This window comes from Streptomyces sp. NPDC051963 (assembly GCF_044593495.1).
In the GTDB taxonomy this organism is placed as follows: Bacteria; Actinomycetota; Actinomycetes; order Streptomycetales; family Streptomycetaceae; genus Streptomyces.
Genome location: NZ_JBIUCC010000021.1, coordinates 1 through 20,558 on the forward strand (window position 1 = coordinate 1; position 20,558 = coordinate 20,558).

Sequence of the window (20,558 nt, forward strand, 5' to 3'; positions counted from 1 at the left end):
TTCTGCCCCTCCTGGCCGGTCAGTCTGCGCACACGGACGGGCTCGGCCACCACGCCTCCAGCGGTCGGATCGGACGTCACCGCACATCCAACCGCCACGACGGCCAAACCGGCGAACCTATGCGGTCACAGCACTAGTAGGTCCTGTCCGGCGGACGCCGCGAGCGGGTCGCTTCAGTCGTGAGTGCGCCCGGAAACGTGTAGACCCGTTCTCGGTTCCGCCGGTTGTGTACCTTGTTCAGCTCTGCGGACTCAGTCCCGCCACGGCCAGCCTGAACAGCCGGTCCGCCTGGGCGGCGGGATCGGGGTAGTACTCCGTGGCCAGGGCGATGCCGACGACCAGCGTGATCAGGTCAGCGACAGTGACGTCTGTCGCCACCGCGCCATCCTGCACGGCGCGGTGCAGCAGGGGGCCTGCCGCCTCTTCCAGGGCCGCCGAGCAGCTGTTCTCTTGCACCGGGCCGTCATAGGCCAGTGCTGCCGCCAGCCCCCGGGCGGAGACGGAGTAGGCGACGACGTCATCAAGCCATTCCAGGAGCGCCTTCCGGCTGTCGCTCTTGCCGGTCAGCTCATGGGCGCGGACGCACAAGGCCTCGATCCGTTTCCGGGAGACCGCCTCCAACAGTGCGCGGCGCGTGGGGAAGTGTCGGCGCACGGTTGCTGAGCCAACCCCCGCGGTGCGGGCGATCTGTTCCAGGGAGGCGTCGGCACCACGGACAGCGACCTCCTCCTCGGCCACGGCGAGGATTCGCGTGTAGTTGCGTCGGGCGTCCGCACGCTGGCGCTCGGGCATGGGATCACCTCCAGGATTGATAAGTGGCGGGCTCCGCCGTATCGTAGCGGAGCATAAACGGCGGGCCCCGCCGTTTATTCGCCGCGCACCCGAGGAGCATCATGTCCACAGACTCCGCGCCCGTCCTGGTCACCGGCGCCACCGGCAGACAGGGCGGTGCCACCGTCCGTGCCCTGCGCGCAGCAGACGTGCCCGTCCGTGCCCTGGTGCGCGACCGGACCACCGACCGGGCCAAGGCCGTCGAGGCGATCGGCGCCGAACTGGTCACCGGCGATCTTCACGACCGCGATTCCGTGGTTCGGGCTGCCGAGGGTGCCCGCGCCGTCTTCTCCGTGCAGATGCCCGCCATGACCACCGAAGGCTTCGATTTCGAAGGGGAGGTGGCCCAGGGCATCAACCTCATCGAGGGCGCGAAGGCCGCCGGAGTCCCGCAGTTCGTGCATACATCCGTCACCGGCGCCGGCCAGCACACCGAAACTCCCGGCTGGGCCGAAGGCCGCTGGGCTTCGATGGAACCCACCCTGGGCGCCAAGAGCGCGATCCAGGACCAGGTCCGCGCGGCCGGCTTCCCCCACTGGACGCTTCTCAAGCCGGGCTTCTTCATGGAGAACTTCCTCCCGTCCATGGCGTTTCTGTTCCCGCGCGGCATAGAGGGCGGCCTGGTGAGCGTTCTGAACCCCGAGACCCGGCTGTCCCTGGTCTCGGTGGACGACATCGGCAGGGCGGCCGCCACGGCCATCACCGCGCCGGAGCGATTCGACGGGGTCGAACTGGAGTTGGCGAGCGACTACCTGTCGATGACGGAGATCGCCGAGGCCCTCTCCCACGCTCTGGGCACGCAATTGTCCGCGCCGGACATGACCGAGGAAGAGGCCCTCGCCGCCGGAATGCCAGCGATGGGCGCCAACCACGAGTGGCTGAACGTGGCTGGTCAGCCGGGCCGCCCGCAGTACGCGAGGGACCTGGGCATCCCACTCACCAGCTTCGAGGAATGGACAACGGAGCGCATGCGGCACACCGCCTGAGACGGCCCCGGGTCTCGTCCGGTCCGTCAGGAGGGCAAGGTTCTCGTCGGCTACGACACCGCCCACTCACCACCAACACAGCCCTGACTCCCGCGCAAGCCGTCCACGGAATTTGACAGTTTCTCACCATGACCGACCACCACACTTACGGCACCAGCACCCATACCGCCGACGAACTGGTCCGGCTCGTCAGTGACTGCCTCGGGCTGGTCTTCACCGAGCGCGACAGCGATTACCGGGGCGTCTACCACCTCGCCAGCAGCCCCAATGGACGGATCGAGATCCAGCCCAACCCGATCCCCGGCGACGACGGCGAAGACGACCTCCATGCTCCGGAACACCCGGCGGCCCAGGTGCTGTTGCTCACCACCACGCCAGTTGCGGAACCCACCCTGCAGGCCCGCCTGGGTTCCATCGAAGGGCTCATCCACCTGAACCACGAGACCGTGTGAACAGCTACTGATCCACAGCTTTTGACAATTGCTCCTGCCCAAGGGATTCACGGAACTGCGGACAGAGCCCGCTTTGGCTCTGTCCGCAGTTCCGTGAAGGCCAAGACGGGTTGGCGATCTGGGGCTCAAACGTGTGAGGTAGCCCGCTCTGTTTGACGTTGATCTTGGGTCTTGTCTCGGTAGCAGCGTTCCAGGGACAGGCGGTTCAGGGTGTGAGCCGTCTGTGGACGGGGGAGTCTGAGTTGGCACTTCTGGCGTAGCCATCTAGGGCCGACTGACGGGCGGTCTTGGCCTGTGCGGATCGGACAGGAGACGGGGGCCGTGGATGAGTGTTGCGGGTAGTGCACCGTTTCCATATCTTGCGGGCCTGACGGTGCCCTTGTCCGGCGCCATTGGGCTCACTGCGGTGCTGACGTCCGCATACCGAGGATCCGATGATTGGCTCATCTGGAGCTGTGCCGCCGTTGCACTGGCCGCCGCGAGTGGGGCTGCTTTCGTTCATGGCCTGCGGCGCTGGACAGAACTCGCCGGGCTTGGTGGCGTACCGGCGCAGGTTGTGGCCTGGCCCCTGGCCCTGCTGTATGCAGTCAGCGGCGTGGTGCTGATCGTGGTGCTGCGTGGGGACCTTGTCGGCGCCTGGCGAGCACTTGTGCTGATCGTGCTTGCCGCACTCGGACTTGCGCCCGGAGCGGCCACCATTGTGGGTGTCGGCCATGTGGCACGCATTCGGGCCGACGCTGCCCACGCCTCGCTCGGTCTCCAACTCGGAACCTTGATCGCTGCGGGTCGGATACTGCAGTCGCTGCTGACCGTCATGGGCGGGATCGTTGCCCTGTTGGTGATCGCTGAGGCGACCAGCCAGCGCATGACCGAGCAGACGAGCATCGAGACCACTTTGGTTTTCGGAGCCAGCAGCTCCGCCCTCGTCGCGATCGTGTACGCACCCGTGGCGGCGAAACTTCGTCAGCGCGGTCGTGAACTGGTTGATCTATGCCACCCGTTGGGGACTCTCGCCCCCGATGAACTGGCCGAAGCTTTGGACAAGCGTTCTCGGCTGGAGACGTCTTTGGGCGTCGACCGCACGGCCTTCAGCGATATCCAGACGAACCTGGTCGTCGTCGGCCCGTTGCTGGCAGGTGCAGCGTCCGTCTTCCTGTCCCGGTAGTGCTGCAACAGGCCGAAGTCATTGGTGGTCACGGCTGGGTGAAGATGCGGGTCCGGAGGAGTTCGAACGAGGCTCGGCCGTACATACCTCGCTTGAGTGCTTCACCCCGTTCACGTGCCCTTCGACCACTCCGGAACTCCACGGAAGGGCGAGCCCGGCGGTGACAGCGTCGAGGTACTGACGGAGGAACCCGGCGAAGGCCTTCATGGGCTTCGGTGCGTTCTGCTCGGCCTGCCGGATCCACTCCAGCACGAGGGCCGTGCCGAGCAGGTCCACCGACAGGACCGCAGCGGCGGGGGCATGGGCCGGGGAGAGGCCGGCGGTGTGCACCGCCTGGGCGATGAGGTCGTGTCCCTACCCGCGCAGCTCATCGGCGACGGAGGTGAGCGTCGCCTCGTTGAGGTAGGCGAGCAGGACCTTTTTCCGGCGCCCTGTCGGCGGGGTCGGTTTGGCGTTGGGCTGCGTACCAGCCCAGGGCTCGGACGAGGGCTTTGTGCTGGCTGGGCGGGAGAAGGTCATTGAGGGGTTTCCACGCCTCGTTGACGAGGGTCCGGCCGTCGTGCAGGCAGGCTTCCAAGGCGCCACTGCGGGTGAGGAGTTCCGCGGCGTGGGCGGCGCCGTCGGGACTTTGTTGGTAGAGGCTGTCGCGCAGGCGGTGGCGGTCGTGGTGATCGAGGAGGCCGGTGGCGTGTGCGACGGGGTAGGTGATGCGGCCGTTGAGGAGGTCCTCGGCGGGTGTCTTGGATGATCGGCCCTGCTTTCGGTCTTTCGCGCTGGTGACACCGTCGAGGTCTGCGACGTCGTCGCTGATCTGGTAGGCGGTGCCGACGGCTTCGAAGTACCGGCCCAGCGCCGTGATCTGTTCCTCGGTGGCACCGGCCAGTGTCGCGCTGGCTTCGGCCATGCACCGGACAGGGACGCCGGTCTTGAGCCGGTGGGCGGTGTGGACCTGGGAGAGGAGCTGGTGGTGGTTGCCGGTGGCCACAGCGTGTTCGAAGGCGCTGCGGGGTCCGGTCAGGTCGAGGGCCTGCCCTGTGTGTCCGGTGCGCAGGGCCTGGAGGCAGAGGCGGTAAACGCGCAGCATCGTGGCCCCGTCGTGCTGAGGGATGCGCTGCAGAATGGGATCGAAGGTGAGGTAGGCGAGAGTGCCGGCATTGATCGTGGTGGGAATGCCGAAGCGGTGGTGGACGGTGGGCCGCCCGCGGCGCAGCAGGGAGGCGTCTTCGATGTCGTCGATGACGGCGGAGGCGGTGTGGAGGAGTTCGGACACGGCGGTCAGTGGCCGGTAGGGCTCTGGGTCGACGTCCAGGAGGCAGAAGACGGCGCTGGTGATGTAGGGGCGCCAGGAGCGTCCCGGGTTGTCCAGGAGATGGCGCAGCGGGGCGATAAGGGACTGGTGGAGTCGGTCGAGGGTGTCATGGTCGAGCGGGGGACTGGTGTCGGCGCCGGTGAGCGCGTAGACGGAAGCAACGTCGGGGCTCGCCGGATAGACGGCGGCGGCCTCGGAGATGGAAATCTGGGAGATCCGGCACATGTAGCGTTCCACGTCGCCGACCGTGCCGGAGGGCAGGGTTTCCATGAATGCGTTTCCAGAGACGCGCGTGCCGTTCATGGTGCCGCTGACGGTGGCGGGGGCCTCGCAGAAGGCGCGGCCGCTCAGAATGGTGCGGATCTCATGATCGGCGGCAGCGCCCGCGACCACAACGTCCAGGCTGAGGCCGGGAATGCTGAGCAGGGCGGTGGTGGGGTAACTCTCCAGGCTGGCCAGGGAAGTCCAGTGCTGGGTGGCCTGCCAGGTGAGGTCGTGGTGATAGCTGACCGAGCCGTCGGGGGCGACGGCGGTCGCCCTGGTGAACAATGGCGTGCTTTCTGCGGTGACGGGATCGGTGTGCTGGGCTCGGATGACGGCGATGTCCCAGCCGTTGGCGAGCTGCATCCCACTCCACAGCCAGGAGCGGTCGGCAATCCCCTGCACCCGACTGGAGCGGCGGAGGCTACCGCCCCAGTTGTTCTCCAACCAGGAGCGCCCCTCGACGCATTCCCAGGTGCTGCCTTGGGTGCGCAAACGACCGCTGGTACGTAGGCGGGGGATGAAGTGCGAAGTCGTCGCATCGCTCCCGTCGGGGCGGGGCCCGGGGTAGTGGCCTTGGACGTCGAACTGTGGGACGGCCGGCTTCTGCGGCGTCAGATGCAGTTCCAGTTCCACCTCGCCCCGGACGGTGAAGTGGAAACTTCCGTCGTCCTGGGCACGCAGCGCGGCCTGTTCGCCCAGCACGAGATCCAGCCGCTCGGCGCAGTCGGCGACTTCACCCTCGAGCAGGCGGTCGGGCAGGGGAACTCCCTCGGCCAGAACGTCCGTCAGGGCACTGCGGACCCGAGGATCCATCGCCTCGTCCCCGCGGACCGAGGCACGGATCGTTTCCAGAAGAGCAGGACTCAACCAGCTGCCGTACAGCGATCCCTCTGGACCGCTGCAACTGAAGAGCAGCCAATAGCCGGGGCCGGTGGCCGACCCGCAGCCACTGCCCTCTCGGTAGACGGCTGCCGCCCAACGGTACGCACTGCCACTCTCACTGCGAAGATCACCGCTGAGACACCATGCCTCCATGTCGGCCTCAGGGTGCGGCGTGCCGAAGGGTGCGGTGGCAGCCTCGGCGCGAGGTGCGGGCAGTGGCGCCGCAGGCACGGGCAGCGGCGCCGGGGGAGCGGAGTGGGTGTCGTGGGTCACGGACAAAACCTAGGGCGCTCGTGACCAGCGGCTGCCCTACGAGCCGGGGTTCTCACCGTACGGATGGTTCATGGGCCGGCCTGCCGCATACCCCGTGACCTCGCCGCCGTCGTGGCGTTGGGCACCCGGCCGGCAACAGCGAAGACTTCGGAAGGGGGCCCGGTGGAGGTCAGAGGTGTGCACCACGCCTACCGCCGTCGGCGCGAGGTGCTGCGCGGGGTGGACCTGCGGCTGCGCGGCGGGGTACTGGCCGGGATCGTCGGGGAGAACGGGGCGGGCAAGACCACTCTGCTGAAGATCCTCTCCGGTGAGCTGCGTGCGGACCGCGGCACGGTCCGCCACGACGGCAGGTTCGGCTACTGCCCGCAGGCGGCCGTCCTCAACGACGCGCTCACCGTCCGTCAGCACCTGGAGTTCTTCAGGGCCGCCTACGCACTCCCCGACCTGCACCGCGCCGAAGAAGTGATGGACCGGCTGCACTTTCGTAAGTACGACCAGCAGCAGGCCAAAACGCTCAGCGGCGGTACCCGCCAGAAACTCAACCTCACCCTCGCTCTGATGCACGACCCGCAGGTGCTGCTGCTGGACGAGCCCTACCAGGGCTTCGACTGGGAGACCTACCAACGCTTCTGGGACCTGGCCGCGCTGCTGCGCCGGGAAGGTCGCTCCGTCCTGGTCGTCTCCCACCTGGCCTACGACACCGCCCGCCTGGACGAACTGTGGCGCTTGGAAGACGGCCTCCTGCAGCCTGTACAGGAGACATTGGTCTCATGAAGGGCCACGGCCACGCAGGGCTGTTTGTCACCGCGACCCGGTACGCGCTGGCCGAGCATCTGCGCAACCGCTTCGCGATGGTTCTCGTCGCTGGCTTCATCCCGCTGTGGACCACCCTCGCCTACGTCTCGATCCCAAGCACCCGGACCAGATTCCAGCTCAGCGCCACCAAGGACATCCTGACCCCGGCGGGCAACCAGCTCACCGAAATCACCGGCGCCCTGAACGCCGTCACCCTGATCATCGGCTTCATGATGTTCGCCTCCGCTTTCGCCGGCGGCGACTTCGACCGGCGCCTCGCACTGGCCGGCTACCCCCGCGCCCACCTCCTCCTCGCCAAAATCACCTCTCTCACCCTCGCCTCCGGTGCCGTCACCGCCTACGCCACCGCCCTCACCTACCTGCTCTGGACCCCCGAGCAGCCCCTCTTCCTCGCCGCCGCCCTGTTCAGCGCCGCCATGACCTACGGCGCCATCGGTGTCGCCCTGGGCTCACTTCTGAGGAAGGAAGTCGAGGGCATGTTCACCATCGTCATGATCAGCGTCATCGACCTCGCCTTGCAGAACCCGATCGCGAACTCCGGCTCCGACAGCCCCGTCGTACGCCTACTGCCCTCCTACGGGGCCATGCAGGCCAGCACCGCCGCAGGCTTCTCCACCACCGCACTGCCCAGCTACCTCGGCATCCAGCTGCTCTGGTTCACGGCCGCCGCACTCATCAGCCTCGCCACCTTCCACCGCCGCACCCGCAACACCCTCCCGACGCGCACCCGCATCCCCCAAAGCCGACACGCCAAGTTCAGCTCAGCAGAGTCCGAACACGCCTGATCAGCCAACACTGCTGCGGGCACCCCGGGTGCGAGTATCCGCGACCACCCCGGACAGATCCACATCTGCACGGGCTGCGGACAGCCGGTACACGCCGGCCGACGTGGGAGCGGGATCCGACCCAGCCGGGTCAACTCGTCGCTGGGGTCTGCCTACTTGGTGGGCTTCGGCGAGGCGGGTCACCCACTGGGCGGCGGTGGCGAAGGCGACCGTAGTGGTCGCGCGGCAGGCGCAGGCACGAAGTCCTTCACCGACCCCAGGCTCTGCGCGGCTATCGTCGACCCGGCGTCCGGTCGACATCCTGCCGGACCGCACCTCCGAGACGCTGGCCGCGTGGCTGCGCGAGCACCCTGGAGCCGAAGTGGTGTCCCGGGGCCGGGCCGGCGCCTATACCCGCGCGGTCAAAGAAGCCACCCCGAACGCAATCGAGCCGGATCAAGCTCCTCAAGCGCAGTATGTACGGCCGCGCATCGTTCTCGCTCCTGAGAGCGAGGATCCTCACCACGCTGTGATCTCCCTTTTCGCGGGTCAGGGAATCAGGTATCCCGCTGGTCTGCATGGCGCTGATCGAGCCATCGGCGGCTGATGTCGGTCCACACTTCCTGCGCTCTGTGGAAGAACGGGTCGACATCCTCTAGGCGTATGAGGTCAGGCGCCGTCCTTGCGAGGAGGTAGTCCAGCTCGTCTCTGATGCGCCGCAGTCTGACCTCGGACTCCTCCATGAGGACCCAACGGGCCCTCCAATTGAAGAAGGGTTCGACCGCGCTGACGGCAACCCCGACAGCCCCTAGGGAAAAGGCCAGACTGGCCCAGAAGTTGAGATCCTGCAGTCCCAAGATCACTGTCGAGGCAACAGAGAAGACCAAGGACAGTAACTTGACCAGCGAGGCGGACCGACGGAAACGCGCTCTGCGGCTTTCGGACCACTCCATCCCGGCCGTGAGCTGACCCTGAACCCAGCGGGCCAACTCCGCCGGCGGAAGCCCAGCCGGAGGTTGCGGGTTCTCAACCATCTCAGTGTCCTCGTGTCGACAACTCGCGCCCGGTCCACTCTGATGCTCATCTTCCCCCGCGGCTCTGGCCATCGACTCGTCGCCGCCCATGCAGCTTCACGCAACTGCCGCCAGAACCAGATCTAGAGAGCGCCATCAGCTGCCCTGATCACGGACACAGACAGTTCTCGGTCCACTCGTTGGAGGGGCGGTCCGGCAAGGCCGCCCCTGACACGCCATCAGCCAACTACACTCCGGACGACGCCTCCGACCAGGCCAGATAGCGAACCGCTGCTGGAGTATTAGGGCTCGTCCGGCGAATCATGGGCCGAGCCAGGGCCGGACCGAGGCGAGGGCCGGCCAGTGCCCTAATCGTGTTGACCGCCCCCGGCAGGCAGTGCTGGAGTCGGCACGTGGACAGCATCCCCGCCAACCGGCGGCTCTGGAACCAGATCAGCAGCGCCTACCAGCACAAGCACGACCCGCAAATCGGCGCCACACCCCGGCTGTGGGGTATGTACTCCATCCCCGACGCGCACCTGCACGCCCTGGGCGACGTCACCGGCAAGCGCGTCCTCGAACTCGGCTGCGGCGCCGGCCAGTGGTCCAGGGCGCTCGCCGCCGAGGGCGCCACCGTGGTCGGGCTCGACCTGTCCGAAGCCCAACTCACTGCAGCGTCCCGCGCGATGGGAGTGGCCCGCTACCCGCTGGTGCAAGGCGCCGCCGAACAACTCCCCTTCGCCGCCGACAGCTTCGACCTGGTGTTCTGCGACTTCGGTGGGCTCAGCTGGGCGCCCCCGCACCTGGCCGTCCCGCAGGCCGCACGCGTCTTGGGCCGAGGCGGACGCCTGGTGTTCAACGTCGCCAGCCCATGGTTCGAAGCCTGCTACGACGAAGCCGCCAGCCGCGTGACCACGACGCTGCAGCAGGACTACTTCGGGCTGGACACCATCGCCGAAGACGACGGCGCGACCAGCTATCAGCTCACCTACGGCGACTGGGTCAAGGTCCTGCGCGGCGCGGGTCTCATCATCGACGACCTCATCGAGCCGCGGCCCGAACTCGGAACGCCCAACGGCTACAACGAAACCGACCCACCCGACTGGGCACACCGCTGGCCGGCGGAACTGCTCTGGGTAACCCACAAACCGTAAGTTCCGCCGCGCCGAGACGTGAAGGCATAGGGGCTTGACCCAAAGCCGGGTAGTTAGCGTTTTCGCAGGTCACGCAACTGGGCCTGGGAGCCAAGGTGTTGCGGCGCAGAGGCCGGGGCCGAGCTTATGGATGTGGCCGCTGGCAGCCCAGATGCTCACGAGGCCGACGCCATGAGGACCTGGGCGCAGCAGCTCGGCGTGCCGTGCCGCGCATACGCGAACATTTCGCCTGATGCAGGCCCTTGATCGCCCCAAGTTCGCCCGGAACTTGCCACCGACGTCCCGCACGCAGCCTGCTTCGACACCGTCTTCCACGCCCGCCTGCCCGCCGCCGCCCGCGAGCCAGCGGTGCCCGCCACCTGGCGCGAGGAGTACGGGATGCGCCGCTACGGCTTCCACGGGCTCTCTTGCGCCTGGGCACTCGGCCGGACCGCCGAGCTGCTCGGTCAGCACCCCCAGAGCTCCACCTGGTGATCGCCCACCTCGGCGGCGGCTGCTCCGCCTGTGCGGTGCGCAACGGGACCAGCGCCGACACCACCATGGGCTTCACACCGCTGGAGGGGTTGGTGATGAGCCACCGCAGCGGAAGCGTGGACCCCGGCGCCCTGACCTGGCTGCAGACGCGGCACCGTCTGTCCGCCGACGACATCGAGGACGTACTGAATCACCATTCCGGTCTGCTCGGCCTCTCCGGCACCTCCGACGACACCGGCGACCTCGTCCGCAGCCGGGCAGCGGGCGACGAACGCGCCGCTCTCGCCCTGGACGTCTTCACTCATCACTGTCGTCGCGGCATCGCTGCGATGGCCGCGTCCCTCGACCGGCTCGACGCCCTGGTCTTCACCGGGGAGATCGGCGAAGACCAGCCCGAGGTCCACGAAGACGTATGCACCCGGCTCACCGTCCTCGGCCTGACCGGCGGCCTGCGCACGTCTGACGACGCGAGCCGTCCGGCAATCGTCAGCGGGCCGGGGGCGGAAACACCGATCGTGGTCGTAGCCACCGGAGAGGCCCAGCAGATCGACCACGAGACCCGAACCCTTCTCCGCGGCCCGGAAGGCGCACGCGCGCCTTCCGCCCCGCCTCGTCGCGTTCGTAGGAGAAGCGCGAGAAGGTCGTGACCGGCCGGTACCGCACCGCTACCGCTCCTACTGGCCGGGCGCACAGTGGCGCCGTTCCCATACCGTCAGCCCACGTGCGCAGGGCGATGTCGGCGGAAGGCCGCGAATGCATGGGTAGCAGCGTTCCAAAACATGTGTCGGCGGGCTCCGGCAGTCAGGCTGCCCCCCCCGCAGCCCGCGACGCCATGCGCCAACGGTATGCGACACGCCCGACCATCCCCGCGGAGGCGTAAGGCTGACCGAAGCCGGCGCCGAACTGACACCGCTCGGTGGCGGAGTCGACGTCTCTCCTCTGCTACTTGGTGATGCTGCGGCCGCTGTTCAGGATGTCTTCGGGGTTTGCTGTCCTCGCCGGTCCGCGTCCTGTCGGCGAAGGCCCTCGAGGATGACGTTCATCAGAGGCCGTGCTGTTGGTTCCCATTCATCTCGGTTCAGTCGGCCGAGGTAGGCGATGAGCAGGATGACCCCGCGGGCGTCCACGTCCGTGCGGATGGAACCGGCTGCTTTCCCGGCGTCCAGCAGGTGGCTGAGAGCGCCTTCGATGGGGTTCTGGCTGTGGGCGACAAGGTCTTGCCACGCTGCCGGCTCGAGCACTGCCAGGACGCCGTACTTGATCTCGGCGTAGTCGATCACTCGGTCGAGCCAGTGACGCAGGGCTTCCACGGGCTCGTGTTCCGCCAGTAGAGCGGAGGCGGCGGTCACGAGTTCTTCGACGTCGCGCCGGTAGACCTCGGCTAGGAGCGCTTCGCGGTTGGGGAAGTTCCGGTAGAGCGTTCCCTGTCCTACACCGGCGCGCTTGGCGATCTCGTTGAGGTAGACGTGGTGGGACTCGGCGAGGGCTGCGCGAGCAGCCTCAACGATGCGGGTCCGGTTCTGCGCCGCATCCGGACGGCGTACTGGCGCACTCATGGGCCCCTCCTGATGTTCCGCGTCTGACAAGTGGACACGTGTCCGGTAGGCTGGCTACGCAGCGGACACGTGTCCACTTTACTTGGAGGCAGTAGTGCTCTCTCTTCACGGCAAGATCGTCGCTATCACCGGAGCGAGTGGCGGTATCGGCGAAGCCACGGCCCGGCTACTCGCGCAGCGCGGCGCTACGGTCGTCCTCGCAGCGCGCCGCAGCGAGCGCATCGACGCCATAGCGCATGAGGTCCGGGAGCAGGGCGGCCGTGCCGCCACGTGCGTCGTCGACGTCACCAAGGCCGAGGACCTGCAGCGCCTGGTCGCCACCACCATCGACCAGTACGGCCGTATCGACGTACTGGTGAACAACGCCGGCATCGCCCCGATCAGCCCGCTGGCCGACCTCGACACCGAGAGTTGGTCGGCCATGATCGATGTCAACCTTCGCGGCATGCTCAACGGCGTCGCCGCCGCGCTGCCCGCCTTCCGCGAGCAGAGGTCGGGCCATCTGGTCAGCATCGTCTCCGTGGCCGGCCTGTCCGGCGTGTCCCCCACGATGGCTGTCTACGCCGCGACCAAGAACGCGGTGCGCACCGTCCACGAGGGGCTGCGCAGGGAGTCGACCGACGGGGTGGTGCGCACGACAGCCATCTCGCCGGGATACATCCGCACCGATCTCGCCGACTCCATGGCAGACCCGAACATCCGCGAGCAGACGCGCAAGAACATGGACGCGATGGGCATCCCTCCGGAGGCGGTCGCCCGCGCAGTGGCCTTCGCCATCGAGCAGCCCGGCGACGTCGAGATCGGCGAGATCAACGTTCGCCCTACCGTCCAGGCGTGACACTTGCCGTCACCGGTCAAGTGAGACGGCCGCCAGCCGCTTGTACAACGCCACTGTCCGGCCGGGCGTCCCGACGAGCAGAACACAACTCCTGACCTGGCTCCCGGCCTCACCGGGAGCGACGCCTCCCTGTGAAGTGAGTCCCAGAGCGGTCAGCCTGCCTTGCCGTCCTGCGCAGCTGCCCGGGATTGGGTTATGGCGAGGCGGTAGGAGTCGGTGCGTGTCTGGATCAGGTTGCCGCCGAAGGTGAGCCGGTCGACGATAGCCGCGCAGAGCCGAGGATCGGTGAAGATCTTGGTCCAGCCGCTGACACTCTCGTTCGAGGCGATGGTGACACTGTTCTTCTCCTCCGTTCCGTCAGAACCTGGAACAGCAGCTCAGCGCCCCTGCGGTCCAGCTCCATATAGCCCAGCTCATCAATGCACAAAAGATCGACTCGGCCGTAGCGGGCGATGGTCTTGGTCAGCACCTGCTCGTCCGCGGCCTCGACCAGTTCGTTGGCGAGTTTGGTCGCGAGCGTGTAGCGGACCCGGTAGCCGGCCATCGCGGCTTCGGTGCCCAGCGCGATCAGCAGGTGCGACGTGCCTGTGCCCGAGTCGCCGATCAGACAGAGCGGCAGGCCCTTCTTGACTCACTCGTAGGTCGCCAGAGTGTGAATGACCGCCGGGTCCACGCTGGGTTTCGCCTCGAAGTCGAAGGCCCGCAACGACTTCTCGCGGGGGAAGGCGGCAGCCTTGATCCGTCGTTCCGAACGGCGGCGGGCTCGGTCGTCGCACTAGGCCATCAGCAGTTCGGCGAGGAATCCGCGTTACGACATCTGGTCACGGGCGGCCGTTTCGGCGAGCTCGGGGAACTGGGCCCGGATAGTGGGCAGCCGCAGCATGCGGCATGCCTGGTCGACAGCGGCGTCGGCGGCCTGCTCGGTCAATCCGCGGTGGCGTTTGAACGTCGTCATGGCCTGTCTCCCTCGGCGGCGGATCGGTCCGGTCGCCGCGGTGGCAGCAGCTGGTCATAGGCCGTGACCGACGGCAGCGGCCGGTTGTCAGGCGGCAGGTGGGCCAGTCGCCGTTCGGTCAGGAACGTCACCCTGGCCCGCTCCGGCTCCGGGTCTGCTGCAGCGGGCGGGGCGTCGTCGGCCTCGGCGGCCTTGCGGGCTTCCAGAGCGACCGTGTCCGCGGTCAGAGCGCCGACCCGCAGGGCGGCGGCGAGCCCGGTCACCAGGTACTCGTGGTGAAGGTGCGGGCCTGGCAGCAGGACCTCGATCAGCACCCGGGTCCCGTCCCGGTCGCCGTGGGCCTCGCAGACCGCCGCCCACCAGGCGTCATGGACCGGGGTGAACTTGCCCGCAGAGCGGGCCTGTTCTCGTCCGCACGGGGGAGTGCGACGCCTTCAGCCCCGGCCTGCCGGAGATCGGACGCGCCCTCGTCTGCTCCGGCCCCGACAGCCAGGTGGAGGCCTTCGACGCCGCAGCCGACGAGTTCATCACCTACGGGCCACAGGAGCGCGCTGCCGTACTGGCCGAGGTCGACAGGACGGACGGCTGGCGCGGGAGGATTCGGCAGGGCTCAGGGGTGGGGCCAGTGGTGGCCGCCGGTCACCGTGCGGGCGATGCGATGCCACTGGCGTTCCCCGTCGGGCAGGGGCCAGGCCCAGGTCAGCTGTTGCGAGGTGTCCAGGTCGTTGAGGAGGCGGGCGAGTTGTGGGCCGGCGGTGACGGCGCCGTCCGGGACGTTGGGGCCGTGGACGGCGCGTAGTTCGGCGAAGCGTGCCAGTTCGCTCTCGTAGAAGCCCACTGCGTCATCGATGCGTGCGGCGAGGTCATCGCGCGCCACCGTGCGGTGCAAGTGCAGCAGCGGAGGTTCGATGGACTCGGCGATCGCGGCGGCGAGCCGTGCGTGACCGTCCAGGATCAGGTGGCAGTCCAGGCCGCTGACCCACCACAACACAACGGGTGGGAGCGTCCCTTCACGGGCCTGTTTGCGGTACGCCTTGACCCGGCTGTCGTGCGGACCGGGCATGGGGCGCAGCGGAAGAACCTCCCACGATCCGGAGTGGACGAACCAGTCGATGTATCCGTCCGGATGGCCCTCGATGAGCATCGAGCTCCAGTACTCGGCATGCGAGGTTCCGGTGTGGCGCCAGCGCAGGAGCGGACTCTCGCACGAGAGCAGCCATCGGCCTTCGTGCAACGGGCTGCCCGGCGAGTCGATGAGGTACTGGGCGAAGCGGTGAGCCCACCGTTGCGGGCTGCCCGCCAGGGCACGCCCCACGTCGGCGCGCAGCGGTGGCACGAAGGAGCGGTACTCCTCTGTGCGCCAGAAGTCCACGCCCTGGAGGTGGTCTTCGACAACCGCGAGCAGGACAGGCCGAGACAGCCGGGAGAGCAGCAGTCGCGCCCCGGCACTGAAAACGCACAGCTCCGGCTGTTGGCGGTCCTCTACCTCCAAGGACAGGCCCACCCAAGTACCGTCATCCCGCATGACGTCGCTGCGCTGCATGCCCAGAGCGTAGACGGCGGCCGCGGGTGCCCCTATGTCGTGCTGCCAAGGAATTCGGGCTGCGCCGGGATGGGCTGGTGGGCAGCATGGCGGGGTGCCGGATCTGCTGTTTCCTGCGGGACATCGGTCGGCGGCTGGGCAAGCCGGTGCTGATGGATCCGCAGGGCGATTGCGGTCATCCGCTACTCGGCTTCGATGTTGAAGCCGATCGTGTCGTGCGCCTTGCTGAACCACCGGTGATGTGACCGCTGTTGTGGTCCGCGGGTTGGCGGAAGGTTTGGTCGCGGAGCATCGCGAAGAGCATGTCGGCTTGTCGCCTGGCGAGGCAGAGCAGTAGCTGGGTGTGGTGCTTGCCCTGGCGTGTTGTCGCAGTAGATCCCGGAGGGCGGGTCTGGCAGGGACACGACGGCGTGCCCCAGACCGATCACGCTGCCCGCACCGAGGGCGTCTGCCTGCAGGCACAGCCGCTCACGCGGCAGACCTGACATTCCCGGGGCTGGCGATGCACACGTCCGTCGAGTCCATCAGCGTCAACGGCGCCGGCCGGCCTGCCGGTGCCGCCCCGGGTGTCATGCGTCGGCCGGTGCGGAGTCCTTGTCGGTCTGTGCAGGAGTGGACTGCTGTGGTGTGTTGGGTGTGGTGTAGAAGACGGAGCTGCCTTGCTTGGTGCGTTGTGCCTGGTTGCGGGCTACCAGTCCTTCGATGGTGGTGCGTACGACGGTTGTTTTGACGTTGCGGTCGGGATGGGTCTGGCCGAGGGCGGTGGCGATCTCCGCTGCCGAGCGCGGTTCGCTCTGCTCGCCGAGGTAGTGGCGGACCAGGCTGACCAGCGTCGGCTGCACAGTCTTGGCGGCCTTGCCCGCGCGCGGGACGGCGGCCGGCTTGGCGGTTGCGTCGCGACCGGTCCTCGCGGCAGTCTTCTTCGCCCGGGCCCGGGCTGGCGCGCCGGTGCCCGGGGCAGTGGCCGGCTTTGTGCGGGGGGCGGGAATCTTTGTGCTGTCCGTTGCGGGCTGTACGGCGGCTGGGGCCGCATCAATGGCCTGCTGAATGCTGACCAGCACCTGGTGGTCACGCTGCAAGGCGGTCAACTGCTCCTGCAGGGCCGCGATTTCCGCGCCGATACGTTCCTGCTCCTTGGCGTTTGTTTCCAGGTCGGCCGTGACTTGGGCGGTGTACTGCGAGGTCAGTTCGGTGGGGGAGGCGTTCTCGGGCATGGGGCCGCACCACTCTTTCTCGGGCCGAAAGGGCCGTAGTTGAAGGGCCTGGCAGGGGCATGCACCGTGCCGGGCTGACGCCGGGCGGGCGGCACATGCATCAGGGCCTTGTCGTAGTGATGTTAGTGACTACCGGAAGCAGGGTGTCCCCCCTTGAAGCGGTTGACCTCATGTTGACCCCAGACTGCGCGGCCTCCGGAAGGTGAGCCGATGGTGCAGCGCGCCGGCGCCAGGCATGCCGCGCCCTCCGTGGTCGTGGCCGGAGCCCGCCCATGATGGTCGCATGTCCTCAGGCCGGCACGGGTTGTCCGAGATCTTCTCCGAACTGGTCGAGGAGGTGGTCGAGGACCGGTGGGCGTGTGTCAGGCGTTGCGGGGCGGCGTTGAGAGTGTCGAGCACGTCGTTCAGCAGCACGCATGGACATCCGCGGCTGGGCTTCCATCTCTCGGGCGAGGTTGTTCCAGGCTGCGTTCACGTGGTCGTGGATGTCGTTGGATACCGCCGTGTTGCGCTCCTTGGTGAGGGTCCGCTGCTGCGCTTGGCAGAACGATGCATCGGTCGGCATGGCCGGCACCATCACGGTCCACAGCCGACCGCGACAGCGTCGGTCAAGTGCTTGACGAAGCGTCACTTTCGGTAGTCGGCCGGCAAGGCGTACGCGGTTGTCCCATCTCATTTGATCTTGCCCGTGGTCGAGGCTGTGACTAGGAGTGCAAACAGGGGGGAGACGGATCTTCGGCAGAGTCTCAGCTGGTGTTGTAGCCCAGCAGCACTTCCACAGGGTCGTCTCACTTGTTGTTGTCGGTCAGTCGTCTTCGACCGCTGTGCATCGGCGGAAAGCGGCTTGGCGGCAGCGCCCCGAGCAGTAGCGAGCGTCATGGCATCGGTCGGTGCCAGCCGTCCAGTTGACCCCCGCAGGCTGAGCTCTCCCTCACCGGAACGTGACTTTCAGCATCCATGTCAGTGCTGGGTGGAACACTGCCCGGCATGACTGGACCGAATCCGAAAGCGGACCTTCTCCGTTACCTGCAAGACGGGCGTGACGCCCTGCTGTGGAAGCTCGATGGGCTCTCGGAATACGACGTCCGCCGCCCGCTGACTCATACGGGAACGAACCTGCTGGGGCTGGTCAAACACATCGCCAGCGTGGAGCTGGGGTATCTCGGTGACACGTTCGGGCGGCCCTTCTTCAACGAGGAGGTGCCGTCTTGGTGGTATACGGAGGACTCAGAACCCAACTCGGACATGTGGGCCACCGCAGACCAGTCGCGAGAAGAGATCGTCGGGCTGTATCACCAGGCGTGGGAGCACTCCAACAGCACGATCGCGACGCTGCCGCTTGACGCGATCGGTCACGTCCCGTGGTGGCCGGAGGAACGCCGAGAGGTGACACTGCACCACATCGTGGTGCGCGTGATCACCGATACCCAGCGGCACACCGGCCACGCCGACATCGTGCGCGAGCTCATCGACGGCACCGTCGGGTATCTGCAGGGCAACGACAACATGCCACCAGGCGACCACGCGTGGTGGGAGGACCACCGGAGCCGACTGGAGCGCGTGGCGCGGGAAGTCGGCAACAGCTGATCGCCCTGCTGCCGCCGACCCCGCCCACCGGCTCCGAAGTCGGCCGGCCATACGGCGATTCAGATGACTTCGTCTTGTGAGCGAGGCGGTACGAAGCTCACGTACCTCGGCCCGGTAGCAGCAATCTCACTCGAGACCAGCCGCGAATCCAACACCGTCATGGGAGAATGCCAGAACGTCGCGAAAGACGGGACATCGGTCTCACGCGATGCCGCCTCTCACAGCCGAACACCCAGGTAACGCTCCGAGACGACTCCTCAAGATCTGTGCCAGACCCCAAAACTCACTGGCATCGATCATGGAAAAGAACGCCGAGTGACTCCCGGAGTCAGCGCGAAATGACGTCCACGGAGAGGCTCTGTCCCACACGTTGTGGGGCATCACTCGCTGTGACAGCTCGTTCGCTTGGTTCGCGGTAGACCTCACGGAACTGAGCTTCGGTCAAATTGGGTGCGCTGCGGCTGCTCCGGGCGATAGTTTGAGGCGATGATCAACCTGCAGGTTCGTCACGAGTCCGGGACTGTGGTGGCTGGGTCCGAGCATGGCGTCGCCTGGGACGAGTCGCTCGCAGAGATCGAGCGGTCCCAGTTTCCGCTGCTCGCCGGTGTTTGCCCGTTCGCCGACACCGTTTTCAATACCTGGCAGATCCCCATGCTGCTCGAGGAATTGGGACGCCTGCCCGCCGAACGAGGTGGTCCTTGGGTTGACGCGGTGCGAGCCTTGTGCCGGACCGCGGAGGAAGGCTCGCACCGATACGTCTGGTTCGTTGGTGACTGATCTCCCACCCTTGGTCCTAACCGTGAACGTCACGCCAACAGAACCCGTTTGCGAAGGAGTTCGAATCCGGCGCGGCCGAACATCTGACGCTTGAACATCTTGATCCGGTTGACATGGCCTTCCACGACGCCGGAGTTCCACGGCAGTGTCAGGCCCGCGATGACTGTGTCGAGGTCGCGTTCGAGGTGCTGAGCGAACCGGCTGAGGCTGGGCAGGTCGGCGACGGCTCGGGCAGATTCGATCCATTCTGGCAGCCGGTCGCCCTGCAGCTCGGTGACCATGTGGGCGAATGAGCGCACGTGCTCGGCGAGTGCTGTCAGCTCGGGGCAGTTGGCCAGGACCGCCTCGAGCTGCAGGAGGTCGCGTTCGACGAGGGCGTCGGGGTGGGTAAGTATCCAGCGGGCGACGGCGCGAGCTGACGGTGGCCGAGGCCCGATGGGCTGGGGCTTGCCACGCAGAGTCCTTCTCACGTAGTCGCGGACGCTGCTGTAACCGTCGGGGTAGCCCTGTTCGCTGATTTCCTCCCACAGCTTCCAGGCGTTGGTGCAGCCGTCCTGCCACCGTTGGTCGAGGTAGGGCTTGAAGGCATCGAGCCTGGTCGCACGGTTTTGCCACTGGCCGGTGAAAAGCTCTTCCGGGGTGGTGGCGCGAGAGAAGCGCATGATGGTGTTGAGACCCAGACCGAGCTGTCGGGCCACGGACCGCTTGCTGTGTCCGGCTGCCAGGAGCGCGTGAACGGTCGCGTTCTTAGCACGGGTTCGTTCGGCGAACCGGTGGCCTGTCGGCCAGGGTGACGACACCGCCGGCTCCGCCTTCTCTTGAGGTCCGTCCGGAAGCACTGGCATGGGGCGCAGGCAACCGCGGTGCCGGTAGACGCACGTCTCGGCGGCTTCGCCCAGGTTGTGCCAGAGGTGCGAGCGGTCGGCGACTTGGAGTGCTTGCGGGGCGCCGCGGGTGGCGCCGTCGGCGAAGAAGGGAGCGCGATCACGGCAGACGATCTCTATGCCGGGCCGCTCGGCCAGCCAGGCTGCGAGCGTATCCGCCTCCCGGTCCGGCAGGAGGTCGATCGGACGACGTGTTTCGACGTCGACGAGCACGGTTCCGTAGATTCGACCTCTGCGCTGGGCGTACTCGTCCACGCCGACTACGCGGGGCGTGACGGTGGGCGGCTCCGGGAGGGAAGTGATCAGTCTCAGCAGGGTGTTCCGGCTGACCTGCGCTCCGAAGGTATTCGCCATTCGAGCCCCGGCCCGACCCGCGAGCGCGAGAGCGACCGAGATGAGAGCCGATCGCAGCCGTTCTGTTCGTCGGCCGAACCGCCGGGTGAGCCCCGGTACCTGCTCGACGAAGGTCTTGCGCGGACAGGACGTCTCAGTGCAGACGAACCGCCGCACTCTCAACGCCACCACGACGCACTTGCCTGCTAAGGGCAGATCACGAGGAAACCGCAGATAGGAACCGTGTACTCGCCCTGACCGACAGCCGCACCCAGGGCAAGCCGCCTCCTGGACCATGCTCCGGGCCTCGACCCGGACGACCATGTCGGTCACCTCGACCGACTCCAAATACACGTCCTCCGCCGAGGAGAACAGCAACTCTTCGAGCTTCGGCCGCACTTCGTCCACGGCGCAGAACTGTCGGCCACGTTGTCCACCGGCCGGGCGATTTTCAGGCGACCTCAGCCACCATGACGAGAAGATCAACA

Annotated in this window: 22 protein-coding genes and 1 pseudogene; 12 read left to right on the forward strand and 11 right to left on the reverse strand. The window is 67.2% G+C overall.

Features of this window, described 5'->3' with window-relative positions:
• Positions 1–237: 237 nt before the first annotated feature.
• A complete protein-coding gene (locus tag ACIHFB_RS45280) occupies positions 238–792 on the reverse strand; it encodes a helix-turn-helix domain-containing protein (protein ID WP_365288254.1) in 555 nt (184 codons plus the stop codon).
• Positions 793–893: 101 nt separating this feature from the next.
• Between ACIHFB_RS45280 and ACIHFB_RS45285 the strand changes: the two genes are divergently transcribed.
• The 3 genes from ACIHFB_RS45285 to ACIHFB_RS45295 all read left to right on the forward strand — a co-directional run bounded on the left by ACIHFB_RS45285 (position 894) and on the right by ACIHFB_RS45295 (position 3,434).
• Positions 894–1,817: an NmrA/HSCARG family protein gene (locus tag ACIHFB_RS45285; protein WP_365288256.1), complete on the forward strand. Its 924-nt coding sequence runs from the start codon at positions 894–896 to the stop codon at positions 1,815–1,817.
• Positions 1,818–1,945: 128 nt separating this feature from the next.
• Positions 1,946–2,269, forward strand: coding sequence for a hypothetical protein (locus tag ACIHFB_RS45290; protein WP_365288258.1), 324 nt, complete (start codon positions 1,946–1,948; stop codon positions 2,267–2,269).
• A 406-nt stretch (positions 2,270–2,675) separates the two neighbouring features.
• Complete coding sequence (locus ACIHFB_RS45295; RefSeq protein ID WP_400129926.1) at positions 2,676–3,434, forward strand: hypothetical protein; 759 nt, start codon at positions 2,676–2,678, stop codon at positions 3,432–3,434.
• Positions 3,435–3,452: 18 nt separating this feature from the next.
• Here the strand turns inward: ACIHFB_RS45295 and ACIHFB_RS45300 are convergent, their stop codons facing one another.
• Together ACIHFB_RS45300 and ACIHFB_RS45305 are read right to left on the reverse strand one after the other, a co-directional pair.
• Complete coding sequence (locus ACIHFB_RS45300; RefSeq protein WP_365288262.1) at positions 3,453–3,764, reverse strand: hypothetical protein; 312 nt, start codon at positions 3,762–3,764, stop codon at positions 3,453–3,455.
• Positions 3,765–3,801: 37 nt separating this feature from the next.
• Positions 3,802–5,820: a polyprenyl synthetase family protein gene (locus ACIHFB_RS45305; protein WP_400129927.1), complete on the reverse strand. Its 2,019-nt coding sequence runs from the start codon at positions 5,818–5,820 to the stop codon at positions 3,802–3,804.
• Between the two features lie 504 nt (positions 5,821–6,324).
• Here ACIHFB_RS45305 and ACIHFB_RS45310 point away from each other — a divergent pair.
• Both ACIHFB_RS45310 and ACIHFB_RS45315 read left to right on the forward strand, forming a co-directional pair.
• Positions 6,325–6,936 carry an ATP-binding cassette domain-containing protein gene (locus tag ACIHFB_RS45310; RefSeq protein WP_400129928.1) on the forward strand — a complete coding sequence of 204 codons (612 nt, stop codon included), beginning with the start codon at positions 6,325–6,327 and terminating at the stop codon, positions 6,934–6,936.
• On the forward strand, positions 6,933–7,763 hold the full coding sequence (locus ACIHFB_RS45315) for an ABC transporter permease (RefSeq protein WP_365288268.1): 831 nt from the start codon (positions 6,933–6,935) through the stop codon (positions 7,761–7,763). The genes ACIHFB_RS45310 and ACIHFB_RS45315 overlap by 4 nt, the downstream gene beginning before the upstream one ends.
• Before the next feature lie 536 nt (positions 7,764–8,299).
• Here the strand turns inward: ACIHFB_RS45315 and ACIHFB_RS45320 are convergent.
• Positions 8,300–8,776: a DUF4231 domain-containing protein gene (locus tag ACIHFB_RS45320; protein WP_365288270.1), complete on the reverse strand. Its 477-nt coding sequence runs from the start codon at positions 8,774–8,776 to the stop codon at positions 8,300–8,302.
• 392 nt (positions 8,777–9,168) lie between these two features.
• Between ACIHFB_RS45320 and ACIHFB_RS45325 the strand changes: the two genes are divergently transcribed.
• The 3 genes from ACIHFB_RS45325 (at position 9,169) to ACIHFB_RS45335 (ending at position 11,030) form a co-directional block, all read left to right on the forward strand.
• Entirely contained in the window at positions 9,169–9,909 is a 741-nt protein-coding gene (locus ACIHFB_RS45325) for a class I SAM-dependent methyltransferase (protein WP_400129929.1), read from the forward strand.
• A gap of 321 nt (positions 9,910–10,230) precedes the next feature.
• A complete protein-coding gene (locus ACIHFB_RS45330) occupies positions 10,231–10,383 on the forward strand; it encodes a hypothetical protein (RefSeq protein ID WP_400129946.1) in 153 nt (50 codons plus the stop codon).
• The gene (locus ACIHFB_RS45335; RefSeq protein ID WP_400129930.1) at positions 10,380–11,030 is read left to right on the forward strand and encodes an acetate kinase; all 651 of its coding nucleotides are present in this window, start codon (positions 10,380–10,382) and stop codon (positions 11,028–11,030) included. Before ACIHFB_RS45330 ends, ACIHFB_RS45335 begins: the two co-directional genes overlap by 4 nt.
• A gap of 321 nt (positions 11,031–11,351) precedes the next feature.
• Here the strand turns inward: ACIHFB_RS45335 and ACIHFB_RS45340 are convergent, their stop codons facing one another.
• A complete protein-coding gene (locus tag ACIHFB_RS45340; RefSeq protein WP_365288277.1) occupies positions 11,352–11,939 on the reverse strand; it encodes a TetR/AcrR family transcriptional regulator in 588 nt (195 codons plus the stop codon).
• Positions 11,940–12,033: 94 nt separating this feature from the next.
• On the opposite strand from ACIHFB_RS45340, the gene ACIHFB_RS45345 reads away from it, so the two are divergent.
• Positions 12,034–12,777, forward strand: a complete 744-nt coding sequence (locus ACIHFB_RS45345; protein ID WP_400129931.1) for an SDR family oxidoreductase — start codon at positions 12,034–12,036, stop codon at positions 12,775–12,777.
• Between the two features lie 152 nt (positions 12,778–12,929).
• Here the strand turns inward: ACIHFB_RS45345 and istB are convergent.
• The 3 genes and pseudogenes from istB to ACIHFB_RS45360 form a co-directional block, all read right to left on the reverse strand.
• A pseudogene (istB, locus tag ACIHFB_RS45350) lies at positions 12,930–13,732 on the reverse strand (IS21-like element helper ATPase IstB).
• A complete protein-coding gene (locus tag ACIHFB_RS45355; protein ID WP_365288281.1) occupies positions 13,729–14,046 on the reverse strand; it encodes a hypothetical protein in 318 nt (105 codons plus the stop codon). The pseudogene istB and the gene ACIHFB_RS45355 overlap by 4 nt, the downstream one beginning before the upstream one ends.
• 296 nt (positions 14,047–14,342) lie before the next feature.
• On the reverse strand, positions 14,343–15,275 hold the full coding sequence (locus tag ACIHFB_RS45360; RefSeq protein ID WP_400129932.1) for a hypothetical protein: 933 nt from the start codon (positions 15,273–15,275) through the stop codon (positions 14,343–14,345).
• A 77-nt stretch (positions 15,276–15,352) separates the two neighbouring features.
• Between ACIHFB_RS45360 and ACIHFB_RS45365 the strand changes: the two genes are divergently transcribed.
• The gene (locus ACIHFB_RS45365; protein WP_400129948.1) at positions 15,353–15,520 is read left to right on the forward strand and encodes a hypothetical protein; all 168 of its coding nucleotides are present in this window, start codon (positions 15,353–15,355) and stop codon (positions 15,518–15,520) included.
• Between the two features lie 324 nt (positions 15,521–15,844).
• Here the strand turns inward: ACIHFB_RS45365 and ACIHFB_RS45370 are convergent, their stop codons facing one another.
• Both ACIHFB_RS45370 and ACIHFB_RS45375 read right to left on the reverse strand, forming a co-directional pair.
• Positions 15,845–16,489 carry a hypothetical protein gene (locus tag ACIHFB_RS45370; protein WP_400129934.1) on the reverse strand — a complete coding sequence of 215 codons (645 nt, stop codon included), beginning with the start codon at positions 16,487–16,489 and terminating at the stop codon, positions 15,845–15,847.
• 289 nt (positions 16,490–16,778) lie between these two features.
• On the reverse strand, positions 16,779–17,054 hold the full coding sequence (locus ACIHFB_RS45375) for a hypothetical protein (protein ID WP_400129935.1): 276 nt from the start codon (positions 17,052–17,054) through the stop codon (positions 16,779–16,781).
• A 422-nt stretch (positions 17,055–17,476) separates the two neighbouring features.
• On the opposite strand from ACIHFB_RS45375, the gene ACIHFB_RS45380 reads away from it, so the two are divergent.
• Together ACIHFB_RS45380 and ACIHFB_RS45385 are read left to right on the forward strand one after the other, a co-directional pair.
• Positions 17,477–18,076, forward strand: coding sequence for a DinB family protein (locus ACIHFB_RS45380; RefSeq protein ID WP_365288289.1), 600 nt, complete (start codon positions 17,477–17,479; stop codon positions 18,074–18,076).
• 486 nt (positions 18,077–18,562) lie between these two features.
• Positions 18,563–18,853, forward strand: coding sequence for a hypothetical protein (locus ACIHFB_RS45385; protein ID WP_400129937.1), 291 nt, complete (start codon positions 18,563–18,565; stop codon positions 18,851–18,853).
• Positions 18,854–18,882: 29 nt separating this feature from the next.
• Here the strand turns inward: ACIHFB_RS45385 and ACIHFB_RS45390 are convergent, their stop codons facing one another.
• On the reverse strand, positions 18,883–20,478 hold the full coding sequence (locus ACIHFB_RS45390; protein ID WP_400129938.1) for an ISL3 family transposase: 1,596 nt from the start codon (positions 20,476–20,478) through the stop codon (positions 18,883–18,885).
• Positions 20,479–20,558: the final 80 nt, after the last annotated feature.

Bases quoted from the DNA above. Each gene is read 5' to 3' on its own strand.
- ACIHFB_RS45315 (WP_365288268.1), top strand. From the start codon at position 6,933: ATGAAGGGCCACGGCCACGCAGGGCTGTTTGTCACCGCGACCCGGTAC.
- ACIHFB_RS45360 (WP_400129932.1), bottom strand. From the start codon at position 15,275: ATGCAGCGCAGCGACGTCATGCGGGATGACGGTACTTGGGTGGGCCTG.
- ACIHFB_RS45280 (WP_365288254.1), bottom strand. From the start codon at position 792: ATGCCCGAGCGCCAGCGTGCGGACGCCCGACGCAACTACACGCGAATC.
- ACIHFB_RS45290 (WP_365288258.1), top strand. From the start codon at position 1,946: ATGACCGACCACCACACTTACGGCACCAGCACCCATACCGCCGACGAA.
- ACIHFB_RS45380 (WP_365288289.1), top strand. From the start codon at position 17,477: ATGACTGGACCGAATCCGAAAGCGGACCTTCTCCGTTACCTGCAAGAC.
- ACIHFB_RS45370 (WP_400129934.1), bottom strand. From the start codon at position 16,489: ATGCCCGAGAACGCCTCCCCCACCGAACTGACCTCGCAGTACACCGCC.
- ACIHFB_RS45320 (WP_365288270.1), bottom strand. From the start codon at position 8,776: ATGGTTGAGAACCCGCAACCTCCGGCTGGGCTTCCGCCGGCGGAGTTG.
- ACIHFB_RS45305 (WP_400129927.1), bottom strand. From the start codon at position 5,820: ATGGATCCTCGGGTCCGCAGTGCCCTGACGGACGTTCTGGCCGAGGGA.
- ACIHFB_RS45285 (WP_365288256.1), top strand. From the start codon at position 894: ATGTCCACAGACTCCGCGCCCGTCCTGGTCACCGGCGCCACCGGCAGA.
- ACIHFB_RS45385 (WP_400129937.1), top strand. From the start codon at position 18,563: ATGATCAACCTGCAGGTTCGTCACGAGTCCGGGACTGTGGTGGCTGGG.
- ACIHFB_RS45340 (WP_365288277.1), bottom strand. From the start codon at position 11,939: ATGAGTGCGCCAGTACGCCGTCCGGATGCGGCGCAGAACCGGACCCGC.
- ACIHFB_RS45375 (WP_400129935.1), bottom strand. From the start codon at position 17,054: ATGCCGACCGATGCATCGTTCTGCCAAGCGCAGCAGCGGACCCTCACC.